Source organism: Lysinibacillus sp. CNPSo 3705, from assembly GCF_028674935.1.
In the GTDB taxonomy this organism is placed as follows: Bacteria; Bacillota; Bacilli; order Bacillales_A; family Planococcaceae; genus Lysinibacillus.
Genome location: NZ_JAQZSD010000012.1, coordinates 63810 through 86518 on the forward strand (window position 1 = coordinate 63810; position 22709 = coordinate 86518).

Consider the following 22709-nt stretch of genomic DNA (forward strand, 5'->3'; position numbering starts at 1 on the left):
GCCGCTAAAACACGAAATTCCGCCGCTAACCAAGCAAGGAACGCCGCTAAGCATCGAACTTCGCTGATAGAAGAGCAAAAATCGCTGATAAAGCATCGAACTTCGCTGATAGAAGAGTAAGAATCGCTTCTCCATTCCAGATCAAAAAATAATAAAAAAAGGATTACAAGCAATCATCCATACAGATTTTTCATAAGAGCATTTTGATCCAAAGAAATAAATCATGATATTAAGAAATCCAAAAAGCGTGTTTTGATTAAAAATTAAATCAAAACACGCTCTTATTAAAAAATCACGTGTTCTACATCCCGAGCTGCCCGTCAAAGTAATTAGAGCAAGCAAAAGCTATTCAGCTGTTTAATTTTTAGTGAAACAGCTTCTCGTAGTCTAAGTCTGGATTTTTAAAAATGCTTGTTAACTATTAGAGCTCTATTTTGCATTTTTGTCAGGTTGATGAATTCCGAATATATTGCCTTCAGTATCAATATAGTATCCTTGCCACGCCATTCCTGGTAGTGCATATTTCGGCATGGCAACCGTGCCGCCATTCTTAAGAATTTTAGCTTCTGTTATATCATAATTTTCCACACCCATTGTACAAGCAAATCCATTTAAGGCTTGGTTTGGTTCCGGAGAAGTACCTTGACGTTGCATTAAAGCACCATTGATTCCTAGCTCGTCCTCATTGCCAGTCACCGCTCCAAAGTAAGGCATTCCTGCATAATCACTCCAGTCTTGAAATGACCATCCGAATACCTCTCCATAAAATTTCTTTGCACGTTCCATGTCACTTACATGAATTTCAAAATGAACTAATCTCCCCATTATACCCTCCAATTTAAGAATAATATTAATCATTGTGGATGATTACCATCACTATATATTAATACAGCAGGAAATGGAAATATAAAATTCCCTTTTCTCAATCTTAAGATTGGTTAATTTATGGCGTTAAATGTTCTTTTAAATACTGTATAAATGGATGCTCTTCTATATCTGATTTGCGTGTACATATAAATAAGCTTTGCTGAATATCTGCCTGTTCAACATACACCCGAGCTAGTTTCTTATTTGCTATACTTTCCGTTACACTGTAGGACGGCGCTAAAGTCATACCGTATCCTGCTTCTACTACTTTAATTGATTCATGTAAGCCCTGCATTTGAAGTCCTAATTTAGGTAATTGACCGTTAAACGTGTAAAAAACCGACTCCAATAAATCAAGTGTCGAGCTACCACGTTCCCGATAAATAAAGTCCTCATTCGATAAATCATTAATGTGGACAATTTGATTTGCTAAAGAATGTGATGGGTGAACAACAAACCAAAACGGGATATCTACTATTTTTTCAAACCGTAAATCAGGGTGACCAATTTTATTTTGCACGACAAAGCCAAGATCTACCTCATAACTCAGGACTTGCTCTTCCACAGATTTTACATTGCCTAAAGATACAATAAATTCAACGCGAGGATTAGCAAGCTTATACGCTGCTATAATAGGCGGGAGTATATAGTTTATTGGTATGTAGGACGAAGCAATATGTATTTTTTCTTCTTTCGCTAAAAATTTACCGAGCTTGTCATCAATTTGCGCTTCTAAATAAAATAAACGCATTCCTTGCTCATACAAAAACTTCCCCTCAGGCGTTAATTGAATGCCACGTCCTTTTCCTTCGATCAATTTTGCCCCTATTTCGCTTTCTAATTTTCGTATTTGAATTGTGACAGCTGGTTGGCTAAGAAGCATTTTATTCGCTGCTGCGGTAATTCCTCCAAGCTTTGCTACATTCGTAAAAATCCTTAATGCATGCAAATTCATTTCATTCACACCTTTCCATCCATAAATTATATTTATGAATAAGTAATTATTATATATTTGTTTTATGTATTAGTTAGCAGTAATTTAAGTATGAGGTGATTTGATGGAAATTTTACTACATGAATGGTTATCAGTAAATGGGTTTATGTTATTTACAATTGGCTTACTCGCAGCAATTATTGGTGTTCTTTTCGGCGCTGCCGGCTTCGTTTTGTTACCCGCAATGTTACTTATTGGCATTCCAATTCATACAACGGTAGCAGTTAATAAATTCGCGACAGGAATGTCAGCCCTATCCAATGTCGTATCGTTTATAATTAAAGGACATTTATCGGTCAAAAAATTCACATCTTTAATTATGATATCTAGTTTTGGAGGTTTATTTGGTGCATTTTTAGCCACCCGATTATCAGAGCAAGTCATGAATGTTGTAGCTTGTGTATTCTTAATTTTCGCATTTTTCATTGTACTTTGCAGTAATAAATTTATGGTTAAGGATATAAAAGAAACGGAGGAACAACCAATTAATAAACTCATTCCGTTCGCGATTTCAATATATGACGGTGGTTTTGGACCAGGCTCAGCCCTAATGCATATAACCTATCATCTTAAAAAGCAATATAACTATATAAAAGCAGTTGAGGTAACAAGAATTATTACGTTTTCAAGTTGTACAGGTGCATTTCTCTTTTACTACTTTACGGGCATTGTTAATTGGGGAATCGCAATTCCTGTTTCAATTGGCTCAATTGTTGGCTCGTTTTTAGGTTTAAAGATCATTCCATATATCAAAACAACATGGATTCAAATTTTATTACCCATTATTTTTTTCTTGCTAATTGTTCAGGTCGTATCAGATTTATTGATATAACACCCATTGGCTAGTATACGTTATTTGGCTTGTTGTGCAAATTTATCTTACTAGTAAAGACACAGCGTTATTTTTGTTTATTACATCAAAAAAGGTTGGGCAGTTAGTTAGGATGAAAGAAAATAACTGTCTTTGTCTGAATGAATGTTACATAAAAAATTCTACACCACTTACTGGTCTTGCTAAAAAAGTGTTCTAATTGCAAGAAAGCAGTCTAAAAAACTGAAATAAAAAAGCAGATTTGGACAATGAAATATTCCCCAAATCTACTTTTCTATTATTGAAAACAGGCTATATTTTTAACTCTTTTATCCCTGCTTTTAATGTGTCTGCATCTACTTTTAATGTTCCCCAGCTGTCTTTAGCTGATTTCACATTAGGTAGTAAAAATTTGAATTTATTTTGTTCCGCTTTTGCAGATGCATTCTCGATATGTCTTAGTACGCCTGAATATTGAGAGTCTAAATCATTCCATTGTGTAGACATAAAAGTAAGAGCGTTAATAGCATCATCGAGTGCATTGTACATTTCACTAATATTACTATGTGCAATGCCAACTACACGATTTAATGTTGTTTTATAATCAACTGTCTGATTTAATTGTGCTAATAATGGTTCTAATTGACCTAATTGATCTCTTGCTATCCCTAACATAATACCACCAGCAATCCACGTAGGAATAGAGGGTACAGATACTGTTATTATTCCATCAGACTCTAATTTTTTATAATAGTTTACCGATTCTAAAACTTCTTTCAGTCGCTTTTGATCATCCTCAACTGCAACCCCCTGATTTTTTAAAATCGACTGTAAAAGATCTTTGTTACTGCCGAATGCTCTTACATCTTGTCCAATAGCGTCTCTTAATTTAGTTAATTCTGCTATTAATTGTTGTGCATATTTTTGATTTTGTTGAATTTCTTCGCGTAAATCTGAAATCCCTTCTATTAACGTCTCTCCATCTCCTGTATGAATGGCCTCTACAATTATGTCATAATAATTTTCAAATTTAGTGTCGTATTCAATAATACCTGTCAATGTATCTATCAGCTGTTTTTTTACTTTTGTATCCCATGTAAGGGCATGTGCTCTTGCATCTTTTTGATCCTGTATAATTTTACCAGGTAAATTTGGATAACCTTTAATGTTAATTCCTTCAAAGTTGACATCTGGATTCTTAATTAACATATAAGAATAGGCATTCATAGATTTCGCAAAAAGCCCCGCCATTTGCAAGGTTTCTCTCATCTTCGCTTCATTTGCTGAAAGAGATGTATCACTATTGATAGTTTGCTCAATCTTACTTGTCTCTGCAAATACTGCTACTGGAGAGATTACAGAAGTTGTTGTCAAGGTTAAAAGCGTCGATACAGCGAGTACTTTGTAAAGAGATTTTTTTTTCATTTTGTATTCCTCCTAGATGTCTTTCAATTCTTTTCTTCTTGTTTAAACGCAATGTCTTTTGCAATAAATTCTGCATCTTGATGAATATCATTCCAACTCTGTTTAGCTGCTTTTAAATCATCAGGTATTAAAGAGAGCTTATGTTCTTGCATTTGATCGATATTATCATATAAATCTTTATAATTTGCCCCCATTGTATTCCATTGTTGCTGAATATTCGTTAGAGACATTATCGCTTGATCCACTGTTTGATACAAATATGTCAAAGTGTCTTTAGCGTTAGTAAGTGCAATAACTGCTTGGTTAGCAAAATCGGCTTTCATCGTTAATTCTCCGATTTTATTAGAAATTTCGTTATAGGAGTTCATATGACTAGATGCCGTAACACCAGCTGCTGTTCCTAAACCAATACCAGCAGAACCTAGAACGGCAAGCCCACCTACAACTGCCGGTGTAGCTGTTCCGCCAGTCACAACGATTACTACTCCTCCTGCAATCGTTCCAATAACTAAAACAGCTGCTCCTAAGCCACCACCAATTGACCATGCTAGTACATTGTCAAAATGGGACTTCTGAGTAGAACGCAAATTTTCAATTTCAGCTTGAAGCTGTGGAATCAATGCTTGTTTTCCCGCTAATATTGCCGTTAATCCACCTTTCCCATCTGGTCCGCCAATATTATTTTTAAAATCTATCGTATTTGTATACAGTTTTGTTTTGAAGGCTTCTAACATTTTAATTACTTCTGTAACTTCTTTCGAATTTGTATGAATTGTACTAATTAAATCGCCTATACCTTCTTTTAAGCCTTCCTTATCTTTCTTTTTTACAGTGTCTATCAATGTGTCGTAATAGTTATTAAATTGTTCATCATAATTTACAATATTACGTGCTGTTTTTTGAATTTTTGGTTTCGCCGTATCTAACCAATAATTCGCATGGATTCGGGACAATTCCTGATTAAGGTGAATATTTTTGATTAATTCTCCCCCGTCTGAACCTAAATCAATATTGGATAGATTTACATTCGGCTGTTTAATCATTGTTTTTGCGTACAAATCCATTACAAGAATATGAGATCCTGTTTCAGCTAACGCTTTTTTCAGTCCTTCAGGTCCTAATGTGTAATAATTTCCTATTTTTTGTTCCTGAGTAATGTGTTCTTGTGCAAGTGCATGAATAGTGCCACTGTTAGTAGCGGTTATAACCGTTGCTAAAGTTGCCACAGTTAATACTTTAAAAGGGAATTTCTTCATATTAAACGCCTCCAAATCTTCGATAGATTTTTATAATTTCACAACATTAAAATTTATCAACTTGTTCCTCTAGTTGACTTATTATATTTTTCAATTGTCTTAATGTATCTTTTTGAGACGAATTGTCAGTAGTATCAGCATCAGTACTTAATTTTTTGATACTATTTTTTATTAAATTCAAGTCTTCTTTATAGCGTTTCAATAGGTCAAGTTCTACATCCACTTGGCTAGCAAATGTATGTAAATCATGTTGCATAAGAAGTAGCATTGATTTTTGTAAATCCGCTATCGTTAGTTTCGTTGTTAAATCATATAATTTTTGATTTTGTTGCCCTAAATCATCTAAGTATGCTCGTTGTTCTGCCTTTAGCTTATTTACTTCAGCGAAGGTACTATATGTTTTTTTGATTTTTTCTGGGTCAATTGCTTTCATAAGGTCATACTCTTTCGCTTTTGTAGCAGCCGCTGCAGCAATTTCACCTTTTTTATTTTTCTCAATGGCTTCACGAGCTTCTTTTTTAGCAGCCTCAATTTCTAAAGCAGATTTACCCTTTTCTTTTGCTTCTTGCTCTGCTTTTTCCTCAGCCTCTAGAATAGATTTATTAATTTCTTTTCCTTTGTTATACGCCGCCGCCGCTGTTTGTGCAGCTGGGTCGATAATATCTTTTGCAAGACTATAAATCTCTTGGAATATTTTAAGTCCTTGTACATTTAAAGCTCCCGGCAGTAATGCCATTTGCTGTAAATCATGTTGAATTAATTTTTTAGTAGCTAGTAATTCGTCTTTTAGCTTGTCTATCTTGCCCGTTCCCTCTAAACTTAGTACTCCCTGAGCTTTTGTCACATCCGTATCGAGATCGTTAAGTTTTTTTTCAAGCTGTAATTTAAGGTCTGTTAATTCATTAATTTGAAGTTGCACATTTTCTTGATTCGTTATAGCCATTTCTTGAAGGACTTCTAATCTATCCAAAAAACCTTCCCTATCGTCCTTATTATCTACATACCCTTTCAATGTTGGATAATAATTATTAAATTTAGTGGCAAACCCTTTACTTTTTGAATTTATTAGCATTAACTTTGGATAATGTTCCGATGACCATTCTTTCATATCCTGTTTTATTAGAAATTGCTCTGTGTTTAAAGCTGGTACTTCCTCTAGCTGTACATTAGGGCTTATTAAAGCCTGATCTATATATAGTTGAATCAATTTAGACTGTGCACCTAATTTTCTTAAAGATGAGGAAATAGCGATGTTCTCTTCTTGAACTTCCGCATGAACTAAAGGCGTTGTAAAAGTATGTACAGGAATAGCCCCCGTTGTAACAATGGACGTTATCATTAACCCTGTAATTATTTTCTTTTTCATTTTGTTTAGGTCCTTCTATAATATTTTTCAAAGTAATTTATGCAATTACTTCTTAAGTCTTTTGTTTCAGGAAAGATCTTTGCGAAAACGATTTATGCTTTCCTGTAATGTAAATTTTAGGTATTGTCACAATTTTTGGCAAACTGCAGTGTAAAGAATCTATTTTATGTGTAAAATAGTTAATTCTCGCCGGAATATTGATTTTAAAGTAGATGAATAGGAACATAATTAACATAAAGATGCCATAATATGGCGAAAATAAGCAGATTGAAATGGCAATATGGACATATTTTTGTTAACAGATTAGGAAATAAATCTTCTAAATTTAGACATATTGGTTATTTTAGAAAAGACGTATTTATTGCTTTCCATTCCTTATCAGATAGATAACTAAAGAACCAATTGCCGCTTAAGATTGGCAATTGGTTCTTACAATAGATTTTTAATTTTTTAGTAAAAATTGATTAGCCCCGACTTTAAAAGGTGTAGATTAAGACTATACTTTCATCCAGCGCGCATTTCTCCCTTTTGAAATAAGTTTAATTTCACCTAATAGTTGCAAATCAGTTAAAGCTTTACTAATAGTACTTTCAGCTATATCTGGGTAAATGCTTCGAATGCATTCTTTTGTAAATGGTTGCTTTTGATGATGAATAAAATTTTGAATTCGCTCTACCTTCGTATGTTTACATATAGAATCTAGTACTCTGCTATGTAGATCTTCATAAGCTTCTAAAATAATAAGTAAAAACTCTTTTAGCCAGAAGCTACTATTATGCCCATTACAATACCAATTAACCGATGATTTAAATATGGCTTCATAGTATTCTGACTCTCTCTTCTTTATATATTCATCTAAACAAACATATTTCACAAATGTATGTCCGCTTTTTACTAATAGTAATTGCATTAACATAATTGTTAATCTACCATTGCCTTGACTAAAAGGAATTATGCAATAAAAGTTCAATATAAAGCGAGCTATTAATATAAGTGTAGGTAACTCTTTTTTACGATGTAATAAATTATACTGGTTACATAGTTGTTCTATTGCCCGCGGAATATTTTCAGGTGGAAAAGGACGATAACAAATCGTATGCATCCCTTTTTCGGGAAGTCCTGGGATAGAAAATGGCTTTTGGCGCCATTTTGCACCGTCAGAGGTATTATAATGAATTAATTGGAAATGCAATTCTTGTATAGTATCTGGACTTATAGAAAAAGTACAAGATTTTTTATGAACTAAATTCAAAGTTTCATAATAACAAAATATTGCATCTTCCGAAATTGATTGGGGCATCATATCATCTAAAATTAGTTCTTTTAATCGCTTATTTGAAACTTTTATATCCTCATAAACTGAAATATAGTTTTTTATGTATTGTAGGGGTATAGCTTTTTCAAGGCTAGTGAATATGTCAGGTCTTTGCTCTTTATAAGCGGTCAACATTCCTTTATATTCACTAATTTCACTGACCAAGTTTATTAGTTGTTGCTCGATATTTATGTTCGGATCTTCGAAATAATTTCTCATTTTGTTCCTCCTGTTACTATCTCTCAATGCTCTATTACAATAATAAATTTTTGATTTTAGGATTTCCTAATGTTATTCAGTATTACTATTCAAATAACATCCGGTTTAATAGAGCTTTTACTTTCTAAAAAAAGAGGATTAATTTATTATTCAAATTTTTGTATAAGTTTAGACTGATTTATTTAACAAGTGGATGTATCGTTAATATAGATGTTAGACATTAGACATTATTAAATATCGGAATATTATCTTGTAAATGTACTGATTTTTATTATTTTTTGTGACATTTTATATATTTTTTCTTCCCGCTATACAATCCTCCATTTTAACGAAGGCTAGTTATTCCACTATGTTGAACAACTAAACCCGCTTCGTTAGTTCAATTTGCTTCAATAAAAAGAGCGTTAATCCCTTGTTGGATCAACGCTTTAATTTCTAATTAAACTATACCGATTGGATCTGTTTAACCTTGTGAATTATTAGGATTTTCAAGAATAAAACTATAGAGAACAATGTATGTACTATACTAAATATAATCAGTCCTGATGTGACATCTGGTTCTTTTTTAAAGTTGAATAACGAGGGAACTCCCACGTAAAAAGGTAGTAAAACGTAAATGTAATACATTACTCCAAAGTATAATACTAGTATGAAGGTGATCACACAAAATCTACTGAAACTAAATTTCGCAAAAGCTACCCTATGCCTTCCTTTTGCTAAACTATAGCATGTTGATCCTAATACAGAGATTAACATAATAAAAATGAAGATTGTAATACCAAGAATGATCTTAGCGGCAGCATTCACCTTTGGAAAATCCTTACCTAGTAAAGGTTTAGGGGTTCCTCCTTCCACTATTCTAAATAAATTAAATCCAGAATGGTATGTTATATCTTGTTTCGAATTTGATAAGAGAACAAGACCAAAGGATTTATCAGAAGAAAGGACCATCGTTGAAGTGAAGCCTGATAACCCACCCTCCATATACATATTATGAGGATATACATACCAATTGTACCCTACGCCATATTCATTAGCTTTGAATATTTCAGTAATACTATTTGAACGAATCAGATTACCCGTAGGCGTTATTCCCCCGTTGAGTAAACACTTCATAAACTTTGCTAAATCTGTTGCATTTGAGGATAACCCAGCCGAGCTAGATGTAGCATAGACTAGCTTTTCCTCATAGGGTTTAATTTTACTCCATTGATAGCGATGCGCCATTGCTGTATTGGAAAGGTGATGATTATCAAATGTAAAATACCCTGTTCTGTTCATTCCAAGAGGCTTAAAAATATTTTCATCCATATACTTTGTAAAACGGACACCTGAAACTTCCTCAATAATTAGTTGCAACAAATCTGTATTCATATTGGTGTATTCAAACGTTTCACCTGGTTTTGCAGCTAACATAACATTACCTAGTTTTTCACTAATTTGCTCTATAATCTCCCGGCGATCTACACTTTTAACATCATGAACATTGAGACGACTTGGCAAACCACTCGAGTGATTAAGTAAATGTTTAATAGTAATTTGATTTGACATGAAAGCATCCTTTGTCTTAAACCAAGGAAGATGGTCAACAACAGGATCTTCTATACTTAAAAATTCTTTCTCCTGAAGTTGCATAATAGCTACTGTGGTAAACACTTTAGAAAGCGATCCTAAGTTAAAGTTTGTATTTTCGTCAATCTGCTGGGTATCATCTCGTATATCTAAAACTCCAAAACCTTTAGAATAAATAATCCCATTAGAATCAACTAGCGCAAAGGCCATCCCCGGAATATCATGTTTTTTCATGTTGCTCTCAATTTCAACTTCAATAAGTTTTATTTTCTCATCCCTATCACTTATTGTTGCCATAACTTTATCTGTAGACATAATTAGTAAAATACAGAGAATGCTAGTAATTAAAACTATAATTTTTTTAATCATACTTCCCCCTACTCTTTCATAATAAACTACTCTACACTTAGTAATGTTTTTACTACTGTACAAAGTATCAAAAGATTTTTTAAGGACTCTTTTTCGATAAAAAACCAATGTTGCGAACTTGGACTATTACTGATGTTGCAACATTGTTTTCTTATCATGAATTGTTTTTTCGATTCCCTTAAATTTATATGTTGTTGCTGTTGACGTTGTTGGTATAGAAAGTTCTCTTATTGTACTAGGCACATTTATGTTAGCAATCGTTGCTACAGCCCTTTTATAAAAATATTCACTGTATAATGGTCCCATTCCTGCTAATATCCAAGCATGGAATATGTCACTATCTTCTCTATAATTCTAACAAAAGCACCCAATTTCCTTATAGAAAGTTTGACCCAATACAGCAAAAGAGCGCCATCCTTCCTGGATAACGCCCAATTCTTGAAGAAGCTACTGTAGCATGCGTAATTAATGTTTAACAAGCTTAGAAGTATCTTCTTCACCTACACGATACTTTCCCAATAATGCTCGAATTTTCCCTGCTACATCTTGCATAGGTGTGTCCTTGCTCCATTTTCCCAATCAAATAGAGATTTACTTGCAAAAAAAATAAAATATAGCTTTACAATAAAGAATGATTAAAAAGTGCCTTCAGCTTTGCTTAACAGCAAATGAAAAAACTCCATTTGGAAAAAAATTAATCAAAATGAAGTTCATTTTAGTTAAGTATGAGAGTTTTATAAAAAGATCATTTCTAGTGTTGTTCCACGATTGCGCCCGTTGAATGCAATTTTATAGACTTTCAAATTCCCTATTTTCGATTAGATATTACTCCAAATTTGATGCTTTAATATATGTTTACCCTTGTAGTGTTAGTCAAAAAGATACATCAAATATGCTTTTTCTAATGATTTGACATTATTAACTGTTCAAACTTTTGTAACCCAGCTTTTTCTCCGAATAAAATCTTTTCTAAAGTAAGAGTTAACAAATATGGTGTCTTGTTTAACTCGTTATCCGTAAAGTCTAGGTTATTTAGTATTATTATAGTTTTGTGACTCTCCTTATAACTAATTAAAACTGAATAATAACCTGCCCAATATCCATCGTGAAAAATAATCTTCTTATATTGAGGATGGTCCTCTATTTTCCAACCAAGTCCATATCCCCCTAAATTTTCGTGCAAACAAGGACAATACCCATTAGCAGCTTCTCCTGTAATGAAAACTGGATCTATAATACTTTCCTTTGTTTGTTCTGATACTAGATCATTATTATAAATAGCACGCTCCCATTTCAGCAAATCATCTACGGTGGATTTTATACCACCATCACCTTTAACACCACCGAAGAAGTAAACATACTTATGTTCTTCCATTTCAGTTGGTAGTCTATACAAGTCCTGTTCCCAATCATAGATAAAACCTGACGAAAAGTTTTCAATTTCGCTATCTAGAAATTGTGAATATGTTGATGTATTGAACATATTTAAAGGTGTGAATATTCTTTTCTGTAAAAACTCTCCGTACTCTATTCTAGAAACCATTTCTATGATTTCTGCAAGTAATACATACCCTGTATTACAATACTCCCACTTTTCATTCACGCGGAATAACACTTCTGGCTTTTCATCTTTCAAAAATTTAACTACATCTTTATTCGTTGCAATTTTATTTGGATCCCAGTTACTTGGATGTTCAAACCATTCCATGTAATCCGGAAGTCCAGAAGTGTGAGTTAACAGATTTTTAATAGTAATGTTTTCATAAGGGAGAAAAGGAAAAAACTTTTTAAGATTATCATCTATCGTAAGTTTTTTCTCCTCAATTAGTATCATAATTGCCATTGCTGTAAAGCTCTTTGAAAGCGAGGCAATTTCGAAGACTGCATCAAGAGACTGTTTACTTGAGTTATTTCTCTTGCCAATTGCTCTCTTGTAAAATGTTTTGCCTTCCTCAGATAATAGTACAACCCCGCTAAATAGCCTATTTTGTTCCAAGAAATCTAATACCTTATCTAGCTCTTTACGTTTCAAATTTTGATTCATATTTCGATGACCTCCATTTATGAGTTTTGTATTAATGAGTTACATTATTATTAGGTTTGCAAAGCTCTTATTGGTGGTTATTTATAGTTGGAAATATTAAACAATTTAATTACTATTAAATATTAATTATTCCAAAATTAAGCAACTCGAGCAATGTCTTTATTATAAACGTCACGAAACTTCTTATCTTTTTATAAACATCGCAACTTTATGTCAAATTCTCATGTCTCTTAACGTCATTTGCGCGTTACATTCCTTCATTCGGTCTATTCATAAGGCAAAGGCCAAAAGCCATTCAATAGGAAAAAATGATCTTAATGATTCAGAGCTTTTATATCCCATTTGAATTACATCACTTAGTTTATTCGGTGGAATACAATCTCTATTTTTTTATATACAATTGTAAAAATATTCTATAAAATAAAATTGCAGATTTAACATCCAGGTAAGGGTAAAGTTTATGGAGGTTGAGATGGATAATCAAAAAATAATGCTTATATGTAGTCATTACGACGTTACCCCTAAAAATATAGATATTTTTAGAATGGGTGAAAGTGTTTTAGCAAAAATTGAAGCAGAGTATACATATATCTTAAAAGGAGAACAAGCAAGTAAAACCTATTGGGAACAATGTTGTCATTTTGCTAATAGTCTATCAGAAAAAGGGATGAATGTTTCTCAATATGTAAAATCTAAAAGTGATTTTTACGTTGTAGAAATTGAGGAGAAAGTATATTCATTAGAAAGAGAACTAAAGGGCGAAATAATTGAAACTATAACAGATGCAGAACTTGTTGAAATCGGTCGTTTGTTAGGTGTTCAGCACTTCATCTCTCAACAATTATCAACTCCATTCAACACAGCTACTTCTTGGAGTTTATTTGGTGGAAATCAAACTGATGCAATTGGGGATTACGATGAAAATGAGTTAAGCTTTATAGACTTTAAAAAACAGTTTAAATCACACCCGATCTTTACTAAAATAGAATCTTTATATAATGATTATCGTCAAAGATTAAAGTTAATTTGGAGTTATTTACCACAAGGAGCGATTCAAGGTGATTTTTGTTATTACAACATGTTAAAACAAAATCAAGGGAGTCTAGCAATTTATGATTTCAATCTAGCTGGAAATGAAGTTTATTTAAATGAATGTATTGCAGTTGGTGTATATCATGCTTGGCATGTTCCCTACGAAGGTAGATTAAATGGAACGGAGCGATTTAAATTATTTATGGATGCATATAACAAAGAACGCCCCTTAAATGAATTAGAAAGAACTTATGCTGCTTACACAAAAGCCATTATACGCGCGTTTCGTTTTGACAGAGTAGAAGATGGTATTTTGTTAGAAAGTAAAGAAGAACAAGATTTATTTTTACAGGAAACGTTACATATACTTGAAGAATTAGAATTTAATAATTAGTGATTACTCGATAGTAACTTTAAAAAGTTTTATTAAATTAGTTATCCTTTAAATGAGAACAACTATCAAAAGCATGTTTTGATTAATCTTTTTCAAAACATGCTCATATATACTTATTGCCCAGTTTATTTTTTATAAGAAGATATTGTGCCGGAACGTGATTCACAAATTGACTTTTGTACAAGGGTCACTTTCATTTCAAGACCCTTTAAAAAGCTTTGGTAGTTTTGTCAGTATACCGTTTAACGCATAAGTACTGATATATCATTCACTTTTTTTCATAAAGTACAGCGCTTAACAGGCTTTAATTAAGACATAAAATGAAAGTAACCTGTTATTCCTGAATAAATCCTAAACCCTTCAATATTTCTATTATTATGTTGCTGATGTTGAAATCGTCTAAAAGTGGTAAAATATTTATTAATTTCGAATTATTTTAAATCATATTTTCTCATTAGTTCACGAATCATCTTCGCTACACCAACTCGTTCAACAATGTCATTCGCATAACTTTTCACATCATTACTCCCAACACATACACTATGAGCTGCATGCTCAAACAAGCATTGGTCATTGCTATCGTTCCCAAAAGCAATAAACTGTTGAATGTTCAACATATGTAGTCCTCTAACTTTATTAATCCCTAGAGGGCTAATGTCGATGGCATGCTCAGTTTTATAGTGTGTGACTAGGACCGGAAATGCTTCAAGCACTTCTAACACTTCCTCATTTGGTTGGAATAAAACTAATTTGCAGACTGGTAGTAATTGTTCCAACGGTATGTTCGTTGAATTGGTTTTATCGATATTTCGATAAATAGGATGGTCAATATCACCTGTAAAGGAGAAATCCCACTGACCATCTGCTAAATATTTCAACTGATGTCGATGAATAAGTGTAATGAGTTGGTCCAATATTTGTTGTTCAAAATGTGTCACTTGAATTTGCCCATGATCATACGTAAATGTTCCATTTCCTCCGACTAATAGACCTTCATGAAAATCCTTTGGTATGATAGGTACTAAATCACGAATAGGTCTTGCTGAGGCAAAAATCACTTGATGCCCTGCTACCTTTAATTCCTGAAGTGCTTCAATAATTTCTCTATCAATACTTTTACCATCAAAGCAAAGTGTTCCATCTAAATCGAATACAAAGTTCATTTGAATACCTACCTCTTTATTAATTAACTATAACTATATTAAAATTAAAAATATTAATACAGGACAGATGTCTCGGAGGAAAAAATGAATCAAAGTCTATTTAAATCTATTTATAACTACACTTTTACACAAGAACTAACTCCATCCCTTATTGTATGTCCTTTCCAACCGAATGAATACATTTTAAAAGCAGGAGACCAGATAGACGGATTATATTTTTTACTGTCAGGAAGGTATATGGTATCAAGTTTAGAAGTGACTGGGAAAGAGTTATTATTAAGGTACTGCCAGCAGCCCTCGATTATGGGCGATATTGAAATATTTACAGATTGTTTAATTGTATCTAACTGTATCGCTGTAGAGCCATGTGAAGTTTTAATTATTCCATTAGACGTGTACGAAACTCATTTAAAATTTGATAGTAAATTTAATCAATTATTATTAAAAGAGTTAGCATATAAGCTCCTAACTTGCACAATTTCATCTAGAGTTAATGCGCTTTCTCCAGTAAATGTACGTTTAGCAGCTTATTTATGTACTGTTGAATCTCCAACACATGTCAATCAATACATAAAAACAAATTCTTTAGATGATGTTGCCTCATTAATTGGTACTACAAAAAGACATATAAATCGTATCCTAAAGGACTGGTCAGAACAAGGGATTATCAGTCGAGAAAATAATGCGATAGAAATTTTGGATTGGGCTAAGATGAAAGAAATTTCCGAAAATGTACGCTTTGAATAAACATGGAAAACAGAACTTCAATGAGGTTTTTCATTTCCTTAATCCTCACCAAAATAAAGCTTTTATACTTGGTCACTTCGATTTAGAAGTGATTTTTTATGTACTATGTTTTACAAAATAAATCGTGAAATTAAGGAACGATTATAGTAATTTCACACTTTAAATAATAAACTGCCAAATTATCGGTAAAAGTATTAAATTAATAAAAAGTTCATAGTATATTAATAAATCATTCTTTAGTACTTGTAATTGATGGAAAATATAACAAAGGGGAATGGCTATGAGCATTGAATTTATTACACTAGCACCAACATTATTTCATGTGTTTAAAGCGGGCGAATCGAATCCCAAAAAAGAAAAGCGCATTGTTTATGGACAAGCTATATCAGACACAAATGGTAGCTACATTTTATTTTACAGACAATGCATTGGCTAATGGCAATCCACTGTTATCAACTATTGACTTTGCAGTTTCAACTTTCTACAAATTCAACGATAAATTTAAGACCGAGAGTACAAATGAGAGAGAAGAATATTACTTCAAAATATGTCTCTGCTAATATTACAAACATTAGTGGTGTAACCGTATTAGGAATTAATGTATTAGGATCGGAAAATCCAGTAAGTGGAGTTATTGTAGATTTTATGATTGTAGGCAGTTTTTGATAGTTAACCGAAAGAGACGAAGAGTTTGTAGTTGGTTCCAATAACTTCAATTTGCGGAATGTTATAACTTTACTCGACACGTTAAAATCTATAAATTAAACCGTTTTATCGTTCTCTTTACGTTTCTTCAAAATACGAATAAATCCTTTTCACGCCAAACAGGTTCACCTATTAATTGACACCCCCATAAAATTACCTTCCAGTATAATATCTTTCTTATAAGAACCAGCCATTCAAAAGGGCATTTAGCTGTAGCGTGTTGCGCTACGGCTTTTTCATTTATTAAATCTACAAAAGCTTAATTCTTCAAGACTCATCTATTGCAAATTCCTTTAGTCTAATTCTTTTTTTTGCTTTTTTAACAGTATTTCTATCACTTTTTGCTTGTATAAAACGCTACTTTAATTGCTTTAAGGTATTCAAAAACCTATTTTTTCGTAAAAAAATTGATTTAATTCTCTTTTTATAGACTAAGTGCCAATCACCTTCCCATGCTATTTCATAAAATATAGTAAAAATAAGATAATTTTTTTTGAAAATCTTTCTTTATAACAAATGCCTATACCTTACGGGGTCAAAAACATATGAAAAAGGGAGGTGAAAAAAATGGGAAAATTGGACCCGCTAAAATTGATTTGTGACAGTTGTTGTGAAAATAACCGAATTTTTTGGCCCCGTTTAAAAGCTATTGATGTAGGTTCTATTCAACCTCCTCCAGTTGTTATCCCTGAAGGAACTATTATTCCAATAATAAATAGATATTTTTATATTGTGACAGATGATATTGATTTAACAAACGGAATAACTCTTCCTGCTAATTTATTTACTGATGATAATGGCGATCCAGTAACAGAATTCAAGCTTTTTAATCCCAATGGATATGTCAATCTTTACATCAATGCTGTGATGCAAGAAGGCGGTGCTTATAAAGTAACCCCTAATTCGTTAATCCTTACCCCATTTAATACAACTATTTTTGCCGGAACTCCAATCATTATTGAATCATTGGGTTTCCAACAAATGTGATATGAGAACTTACTAAATTAATCTTTTTACCTTGAAAGGAGGTGAAAAAATGGCACTTTCAATTATTAATATTCATGTAAACGTTAATGGTACTTCCACACGATTTTTTGATGTGTTAGCAGCAGATTTAACAGTTGCTGACGGTACTACAATCCCTGCTACTGCCTTTTTAAATGATAGCGGTACTGCCGCTACTGCTTTTCCAGTAGTAACACACGGCTACTATAACTTCTATATAAACGGTGTAATGCAAGAAGGCGGTTCGTATACAATTTCTGCAACAGAGTTAACTTTTAACGGTGTTACTGGTACAATCTCAGCCGGAACTCCATTAGTAGTAGAAGCTGTAGAATTAGTCACACAAACTTAATGATTAATTTTTAAATAATCGCAAGTTGTAAATGTCTAGCCTTTCTTCTACCTTTTGTACAAGGGTCACTTTATTTCAAGTGACCCTTTATTTATCATTTCCTATCAAAGCTCCGATTTGAGGTAGTTTATATTTTGACCTTTTTAATATCCATATCTCACTCTAAGGCTGAATACTGTAATAGCACTCGCTTTGTTTTTACTATAAAGGGTCGGTAATTGAAAGTAACCTGTTATTCCTTGAGGACCTGTTACTACCTGATATGTAAACTTTCTTAATTCGAAGTGATCCTTTTTATTTTTTAGATAATCTTATTTGTTTCAAGCTATTCCCAAAGTTAACTATCACAACAAAATTAGCTTAGCTTGTGCACCTTCTAAAATTCTGGATAGATCCTGTTGCATGATGTCGCTACGTTTGAAATCAATTTCGGACTACCAAACGCCAACAAAAGAATACATAATACAAATGCTATATTCATAACTTTTCTTACATTAAAAACCTCCAAAAAGGCTTAGGGATATTTCCTAAGCCTTTCAGTCTTCTTATAGTGACTAATGTACAACAGACCAACTTGACTCGAGCTACTACCTCATTACATACAGCTAATAAACTTTTTTATAGCTTGTTCTCCCGCATGTACCCATTGGTTTTTATTCCTAATGTAACCGTCTTTATCAAGGGGATCCTGAAATTGGCTAAATCCCGTGGCACTCAATAAAGAATTTTTATCATTGTCCAAACCAATATTTACGACATGCTTTATAACGTATGGTTTGCGGAAAATAATGGATGCATCGTATTCGTCGAGCTCTCCTTCCAAAACTGAAAATGGAACTCTTAAGTAAATGGTTTCTCCTCCTTCTCTCCACAGGTGCTCTTTTATTTTGTGGTGTTTATAACATGGAGAAAATAGGTGCTCAGTCATCTCCAATAATAAAAAAAGGTATACAATCAGTATTTTGGGCATATACAGGAAAAAAAGATTTCAAGTCCTTCTCTAGATTAAATGAGATGTCTACAGTTAACCATATAACACCTAATTACCCTCCAACCTTTTTGACAGTCGGAGATGCTGATCCACTAGCTCCACAATCGACAGAGCTTATTGATATTCTCCAAAAAATGGTGTAGAAGTAGAAAGTGTTTTATTTGACGGAACAAATACTGACCTAGGTCATGAGTATCAATTTGATTTTACTACTACACACGCTGAACAAACACTAGGAAAAACACTTGCCTTCTTGAAAAAACATAGTGAGAAATAGCCCAATACGTTTTTATAATTTGAATCAAAAAAACCGATTTCCATACTATACAGGTAATCGGTTTTTTCTATAAAGAAAATCACTTATCCTATAAAAAAAAGACCCTTTTATTTATAATTATCTTCATTTTTGCCAAACTAAAAATATGTATTGATATTTAAGGTGGAGAGCAATGAGTAGAATAATTAAGGGCTTTTTTATATTAATTGTAACACTCCCTATTCTATCCGGATGTTGGGATGAGATAGAACCCCAGAGAATGTACTATGTTAATGGCGTTGGGGTGGATTTTAAAGATAATCAATACGAAATTTATCTACAATTAATTAACTTTAAAGACATAGCAAAATCTGAAATACCCTATGTTCCGGAAGCGCCTGCAGAGATTGGATATGCTATAGGGGAAACTTTGGAGGAGGCTATTTATGAATTATATCGTTCCATTGATCAAGAAGTATTTTGGGGACATATGAACTTTCTGATATTTACAGAAGAGGCTCTAAAACACGAGGAAGTTATTTCAGTTTTCGATACTTTTTTGCGATTTAGAGAAACAAGATACCAAATGAATGTTCACTTAACCCAAGACTCACTAAAAGAAATTCTTTTGACAACACCTATTTTAAATAAATCACTAATCGACTCAAAATTAAGCCATCCATTAAATGCACGAAAATTAGAAGTATTTACAGAACCTGTAAATTTAAAGAATCTAGTTATCGGTTTAAATGAACCTAGTCATGAAGTTAGCTTACCTCTTGTTTCAATTGTTAAAAATTGGGACACAACAAAAGAGCACCCTTCAAAAGAAACTACAATAAAAGGGATTGGGATACTTTCAAAAGATGGATTTAAAGGGGTAATTATAGGTGATAATGCAAGAGGTATCAACTGGATGCAGAACAAAAAGAATAGAGGAGACTTAACCTTCAAATTAGACAATAATAAAAGTTTAACAGTAGATATGGAAGAAAAATATTTTGATGTTAAACCAGTTATTAAAGGCAATCAAGTACAGTTTGATGTTGACATTAAAGTCGATGTTATCCTTAATGGTTTCAAAAAAAAGGCAACAGAAAATGCAATACGTAAGGGAGTTATTAAGAAAGTTAAAGAGGAAATAAAGGCAACCTATGAAGCAGGGTTGATGTTAAACGTTGATATTTATCGTTTGTCTGAACACCTTTATCGAAACAACGTAAAAGTATGGAAAGCATTAGAGAACAATGGGAAAATACCCTTGAATGAAGAATCAATCAGAATAATAAATGTTGAAATAGATAAAATAAAATCAGGAAGAAAAACATTTTCAGAAACAATTAATAAATAAACACAAAATGACCAGGCTCACAAAAAATTGTGATTACCTGGTCATTTATTTATAGTTGATAATCCTTTTTGATTCGAGGGTCCTTTGTTCGAAGAGGCATTAACCTGTACAAAGCTGAAATCAACGGTGGCTAATCAAAAAAGATTCTTTTGGTTACTTCTTTCGGGCTACCAAACGCACAAAGAAATCTTTTTAATACATAATACAAATCCCTATATTCATAAATTTTTCTTTCATTGAAAATCTCCAAAAGGCTTAGGAATCAACCCCCAAAGCCTTTCAATCTTTCTTCAAGGATAAAAACTAATCCAATGATTAATCTTCAACTTATATTTTCATTTAAAAGAAAATATACCTAGAAAATAGCTGATACTGGCACTACGTATGTAGAAGCGAAGTTCGGACTTCGTACAATGCTTAATCTTTTAATAAAACTATAACTATTTATCTATTTCTTTTTTAGCTTTTTATTAAGTCCAATTATAGATTGATGTATGAGAAAAAGTTATGAAAAAGCTGTTCATATAGGGATAATCCTCTTAAAAAACTACACTTTAACTTCAAGCCTGTTTAAGAGTGAATGATTTTCACCTGTACTGCCCAAATTTTCAATGTTTTAATATTTAAATTTCAACACAAAAACTGTACCTCCTGCTCCCGATTGAACACTAATGGCTCCATCATGCAAATCAATTAACTGTTTAGTAATAGCCAATCCTAGCCCTGTACCCGTTGTATCGTCTGTCGTATTTGTCCCTCGATAATATCTCTCAAAGAGGTTATCGAGCTCCTTCTGAGGGATCCCAGGACCTTTATCAGCAATGGTCAGTATAATTTCATTACCGATATTTTTCGCTTCTACACTTACCTTCGTACCATCAGGCGTATATTTTTTAGCATTAGTTATTAAATTGTCTAAAATGCGCTTTAATAAAAGCTCGTCTGCTTCGAGCATAACATCCCCATAAACCTTTACAGACACCTGCTCATCTTCATATTGAGGTAACCATATGTTAAGTGGTAATAATACTTTTTCAAGCTGGATCGCTTTATTTTTTAATTGGTACGTATAGGTTAAGTCTTGTATAAGAGCATCCATGTAGGTTGCCTTCTCCTGCATTGTAGTTGCAAAGACGCGCATTTCTTCATTTGTCCACTCATAATCTTTAGAAGCAAGCATGGATGAATAACCATATATAGAGCTTAACGGTGTCTTTAAATCATGGGATAAGCCTGTTATCCATTCTTCACGTAATTGCTCTGCATGCTTAATTTGTCGTTCATTAGAGTCAAGACGTTCCGATAAGTGATTGAGAGATTCATCAACTGGCTTAAATAACTTAAATTTCCTTTTTAATTTACCTGTCTTTCGATGATGTACCTTCTTATCTCTTACTTTACTGTAATCAAAATGTGAAAGTCGCTCTATTCGAGATAGTATATACAAAAGCGGACGAACAAATTGACGAGAAATGCTAATCGATAAAAAGAATACCCCTATTAACATGATAATACTTTCACCAAAGAAGCTGAAAATAAATAAAAACATTGCATTTTTAAAAGGATCTTCCAAAGGCTTGTATGACGGATTTGGCATCCGTACAACTAGTGTCGAGCCATCCTCCAAAGCAGCATTTGCTATAAACTCTTTATGCTCAAAAATATCATATTTCTCTTCTAGCAATTGAGGCTTATGTAGCTTTTTATAACGCTCTCCAATGATCTCTACCCTATCCCATTGCTCATTATAGATTTCAACAGATGCCTTATTGTCTTGTAAACGCTGAAGTACCTCATTTGAAATTCCACCTGTAGCTTTCCAATTTTGTAGTGCCTCCTCAAAAAGTGGATGGACAGATGATATAGGTAGAAATAACAAATAATATTTAGGAATCTCCCAAGTGTGCATTCCCGGGCGTTGAAGAGCCATTATTTCGTTATCTGTCATTCCACATAGTTCACATGAATCTCCTGTGTAATCAACAATATCCATCGATTCATTGAACAAATATAATTGCCCTGCGTTCTCTTCAGCTCGCTTCACTAAATAATCAGCAAGCTTAATGGATTTACCTTTTTCTATGACAGCATTATCTTCAATTTCAGAGGAAGTCATTGTATGAATATTGTCACCCATATGAACAATGAGAGATTGAAAGAAAAACACCAAACAAATAATAAAGCCTGAAATGATTAGTATATAAAAGATGCTGAAATAAGACACAAAACGAAGTGTTAATCTCCTAGCTGGCTTCATGAATGAACATCTCCAACAAGTTTATAACCAATCCCCCTTACAGTAATAATGCAAGTTGGTTTACCCGGATTCTTTTCTATTTTTTCTCGCAGTTTTCGAATATGAACCATCACAGTATTATCATCAAACAAACAGTCACCCCATACACGCTCATAAATTTGCTCTTTTGATAATACTTGCCCTACGTTTTCACATAAATACTTCAATAAGTAAAATAA

Annotated in this window: 20 protein-coding genes; 8 read left to right on the top strand and 12 right to left on the bottom strand. The window is 32.8% G+C overall.

What is annotated here, in order from left to right:
• Positions 1 to 429 precede the first annotated feature (429 nt).
• Positions 430 to 825, bottom strand: coding sequence for a VOC family protein (locus tag PVA17_RS07625; RefSeq protein ID WP_132359385.1), 396 nt, complete (start codon positions 823 to 825; stop codon positions 430 to 432).
• Between the two features lie 118 nt (positions 826 to 943).
• Complete coding sequence (locus tag PVA17_RS07630; RefSeq protein ID WP_274067345.1) at positions 944 to 1822, bottom strand: LysR family transcriptional regulator; 879 nt, start codon at positions 1820 to 1822, stop codon at positions 944 to 946.
• A gap of 103 nt (positions 1823 to 1925) precedes the next feature.
• Between PVA17_RS07630 and PVA17_RS07635 the strand changes: the two genes are divergently transcribed.
• Positions 1926 to 2693 (top strand): sulfite exporter TauE/SafE family protein, encoded by a 768-nt coding sequence (locus PVA17_RS07635; protein ID WP_274067346.1) that lies wholly within the window; start codon positions 1926 to 1928, stop codon positions 2691 to 2693.
• A gap of 291 nt (positions 2694 to 2984) precedes the next feature.
• Here PVA17_RS07635 and hblA read toward each other — a convergent pair whose 3' ends face one another.
• The 6 genes from hblA to PVA17_RS07665 all read right to left on the bottom strand — a co-directional run bounded on the left by hblA (position 2985) and on the right by PVA17_RS07665 (position 12238).
• Positions 2985 to 4097 (bottom strand): hemolysin BL binding component B, encoded by a 1113-nt coding sequence (gene hblA / locus PVA17_RS07640; protein WP_274067347.1) that lies wholly within the window; start codon positions 4095 to 4097, stop codon positions 2985 to 2987.
• A gap of 23 nt (positions 4098 to 4120) precedes the next feature.
• Positions 4121 to 5353: a hemolysin BL lytic component L1 gene (gene hblD / locus PVA17_RS07645; RefSeq protein WP_274067348.1), complete on the bottom strand. Its 1233-nt coding sequence runs from the start codon at positions 5351 to 5353 to the stop codon at positions 4121 to 4123.
• 46 nt (positions 5354 to 5399) lie between these two features.
• Positions 5400 to 6719, bottom strand: coding sequence for a hemolysin BL lytic component L2 (hblC, locus tag PVA17_RS07650; RefSeq protein WP_132359395.1), 1320 nt, complete (start codon positions 6717 to 6719; stop codon positions 5400 to 5402).
• 496 nt (positions 6720 to 7215) lie between these two features.
• On the bottom strand, positions 7216 to 8253 hold the full coding sequence (locus PVA17_RS07655; RefSeq protein ID WP_132359397.1) for a Fic family protein: 1038 nt from the start codon (positions 8251 to 8253) through the stop codon (positions 7216 to 7218).
• Between the two features lie 444 nt (positions 8254 to 8697).
• On the bottom strand, positions 8698 to 10194 hold the full coding sequence (locus PVA17_RS07660) for a serine hydrolase domain-containing protein (protein WP_274067349.1): 1497 nt from the start codon (positions 10192 to 10194) through the stop codon (positions 8698 to 8700).
• Between the two features lie 901 nt (positions 10195 to 11095).
• A complete protein-coding gene (locus PVA17_RS07665) occupies positions 11096 to 12238 on the bottom strand; it encodes a serine hydrolase domain-containing protein (RefSeq protein WP_274067350.1) in 1143 nt (380 codons plus the stop codon).
• A gap of 472 nt (positions 12239 to 12710) precedes the next feature.
• On the opposite strand from PVA17_RS07665, the gene PVA17_RS07670 reads away from it, so the two are divergent.
• The gene (locus tag PVA17_RS07670; protein WP_274067351.1) at positions 12711 to 13664 is read left to right on the top strand and encodes a protein kinase family protein; all 954 of its coding nucleotides are present in this window, start codon (positions 12711 to 12713) and stop codon (positions 13662 to 13664) included.
• 431 nt (positions 13665 to 14095) lie between these two features.
• On the opposite strand, the gene PVA17_RS07675 is transcribed toward PVA17_RS07670, so the two are convergent.
• A complete protein-coding gene (locus PVA17_RS07675) occupies positions 14096 to 14827 on the bottom strand; it encodes an HAD-IIB family hydrolase (RefSeq protein ID WP_274067352.1) in 732 nt (243 codons plus the stop codon).
• 84 nt (positions 14828 to 14911) lie between these two features.
• Here PVA17_RS07675 and PVA17_RS07680 point away from each other — a divergent pair, with 84 nt between their 5' ends.
• From PVA17_RS07680 to PVA17_RS07695, 4 genes are all read left to right on the top strand, one after another.
• A complete protein-coding gene (locus PVA17_RS07680) occupies positions 14912 to 15574 on the top strand; it encodes a Crp/Fnr family transcriptional regulator (protein WP_132359409.1) in 663 nt (220 codons plus the stop codon).
• A 280-nt stretch (positions 15575 to 15854) separates the two neighbouring features.
• Positions 15855 to 16010 (top strand): hypothetical protein, encoded by a 156-nt coding sequence (locus PVA17_RS07685; protein ID WP_274067353.1) that lies wholly within the window; start codon positions 15855 to 15857, stop codon positions 16008 to 16010.
• Between the two features lie 836 nt (positions 16011 to 16846).
• On the top strand, positions 16847 to 17266 hold the full coding sequence (locus tag PVA17_RS07690) for a DUF4183 domain-containing protein (RefSeq protein ID WP_132359411.1): 420 nt from the start codon (positions 16847 to 16849) through the stop codon (positions 17264 to 17266).
• Between the two features lie 49 nt (positions 17267 to 17315).
• Entirely contained in the window at positions 17316 to 17636 is a 321-nt protein-coding gene (locus PVA17_RS07695) for a DUF4183 domain-containing protein (protein ID WP_132359413.1), read from the top strand.
• Between the two features lie 595 nt (positions 17637 to 18231).
• Here the strand turns inward: PVA17_RS07695 and PVA17_RS07700 are convergent.
• Positions 18232 to 18606, bottom strand: a complete 375-nt coding sequence (locus tag PVA17_RS07700; RefSeq protein ID WP_483308014.1) for a YugN family protein — start codon at positions 18604 to 18606, stop codon at positions 18232 to 18234.
• On the opposite strand from PVA17_RS07700, the gene PVA17_RS07705 reads away from it, so the two are divergent.
• Together PVA17_RS07705 and PVA17_RS07710 are read left to right on the top strand one after the other, a co-directional pair.
• On the top strand, positions 18540 to 18770 hold the full coding sequence (locus PVA17_RS07705) for a hypothetical protein (protein ID WP_274067359.1): 231 nt from the start codon (positions 18540 to 18542) through the stop codon (positions 18768 to 18770). The two genes, PVA17_RS07700 and PVA17_RS07705, sit on opposite strands and share 67 nt — an antisense overlap.
• A 306-nt stretch (positions 18771 to 19076) precedes the next feature.
• Positions 19077 to 20234, top strand: a complete 1158-nt coding sequence (locus PVA17_RS07710) for a Ger(x)C family spore germination protein (protein ID WP_274067354.1) — start codon at positions 19077 to 19079, stop codon at positions 20232 to 20234.
• Positions 20235 to 20850: 616 nt separating this feature from the next.
• On the opposite strand, the gene PVA17_RS07715 is transcribed toward PVA17_RS07710, so the two are convergent.
• Together PVA17_RS07715 and PVA17_RS07720 are read right to left on the bottom strand one after the other, a co-directional pair.
• On the bottom strand, positions 20851 to 22491 hold the full coding sequence (locus PVA17_RS07715; protein ID WP_274067355.1) for a sensor histidine kinase: 1641 nt from the start codon (positions 22489 to 22491) through the stop codon (positions 20851 to 20853).
• Positions 22488 to 22709, bottom strand: a 222-nt coding sequence (locus tag PVA17_RS07720) for a winged helix-turn-helix domain-containing protein (protein ID WP_274067356.1), incomplete at its 5' end; no start/stop codon positions are given. The genes PVA17_RS07715 and PVA17_RS07720, both read right to left, overlap by 4 nt.

Excerpts from the sequence above, each read along its gene's own strand:
- PVA17_RS07690 (WP_132359411.1), top strand. The coding sequence starts at position 16,847 with ATGGGAAAATTGGACCCGCTAAAATTGATTTGTGACAGTTGTTGTGAA.
- PVA17_RS07680 (WP_132359409.1), top strand. The coding sequence starts at position 14,912 with ATGAATCAAAGTCTATTTAAATCTATTTATAACTACACTTTTACACAA.
- PVA17_RS07670 (WP_274067351.1), top strand. The coding sequence starts at position 12,711 with ATGGATAATCAAAAAATAATGCTTATATGTAGTCATTACGACGTTACC.
- PVA17_RS07715 (WP_274067355.1), bottom strand. The coding sequence starts at position 22,491 with ATGAAGCCAGCTAGGAGATTAACACTTCGTTTTGTGTCTTATTTCAGC.
- PVA17_RS07660 (WP_274067349.1), bottom strand. The coding sequence starts at position 10,194 with ATGATTAAAAAAATTATAGTTTTAATTACTAGCATTCTCTGTATTTTA.
- PVA17_RS07625 (WP_132359385.1), bottom strand. The coding sequence starts at position 825 with ATGGGGAGATTAGTTCATTTTGAAATTCATGTAAGTGACATGGAACGT.
- PVA17_RS07630 (WP_274067345.1), bottom strand. The coding sequence starts at position 1,822 with ATGAATTTGCATGCATTAAGGATTTTTACGAATGTAGCAAAGCTTGGA.
- hblD (WP_274067348.1), bottom strand. The coding sequence starts at position 5,353 with ATGAAGAAATTCCCTTTTAAAGTATTAACTGTGGCAACTTTAGCAACG.
- PVA17_RS07685 (WP_274067353.1), top strand. The coding sequence starts at position 15,855 with ATGAGCATTGAATTTATTACACTAGCACCAACATTATTTCATGTGTTT.
- PVA17_RS07665 (WP_274067350.1), bottom strand. The coding sequence starts at position 12,238 with ATGAATCAAAATTTGAAACGTAAAGAGCTAGATAAGGTATTAGATTTC.
- PVA17_RS07635 (WP_274067346.1), top strand. The coding sequence starts at position 1,926 with ATGGAAATTTTACTACATGAATGGTTATCAGTAAATGGGTTTATGTTA.
- PVA17_RS07675 (WP_274067352.1), bottom strand. The coding sequence starts at position 14,827 with ATGAACTTTGTATTCGATTTAGATGGAACACTTTGCTTTGATGGTAAA.
- PVA17_RS07705 (WP_274067359.1), top strand. The coding sequence starts at position 18,540 with ATGGAGAAAATAGGTGCTCAGTCATCTCCAATAATAAAAAAAGGTATA.
- hblC (WP_132359395.1), bottom strand. The coding sequence starts at position 6,719 with ATGAAAAAGAAAATAATTACAGGGTTAATGATAACGTCCATTGTTACA.
- hblA (WP_274067347.1), bottom strand. The coding sequence starts at position 4,097 with ATGAAAAAAAAATCTCTTTACAAAGTACTCGCTGTATCGACGCTTTTA.
- PVA17_RS07695 (WP_132359413.1), top strand. The coding sequence starts at position 17,316 with ATGGCACTTTCAATTATTAATATTCATGTAAACGTTAATGGTACTTCC.
- PVA17_RS07655 (WP_132359397.1), bottom strand. The coding sequence starts at position 8,253 with ATGAGAAATTATTTCGAAGATCCGAACATAAATATCGAGCAACAACTA.
- PVA17_RS07700 (WP_483308014.1), bottom strand. The coding sequence starts at position 18,606 with ATGCCCAAAATACTGATTGTATACCTTTTTTTATTATTGGAGATGACT.
- PVA17_RS07710 (WP_274067354.1), top strand. The coding sequence starts at position 19,077 with ATGAGTAGAATAATTAAGGGCTTTTTTATATTAATTGTAACACTCCCT.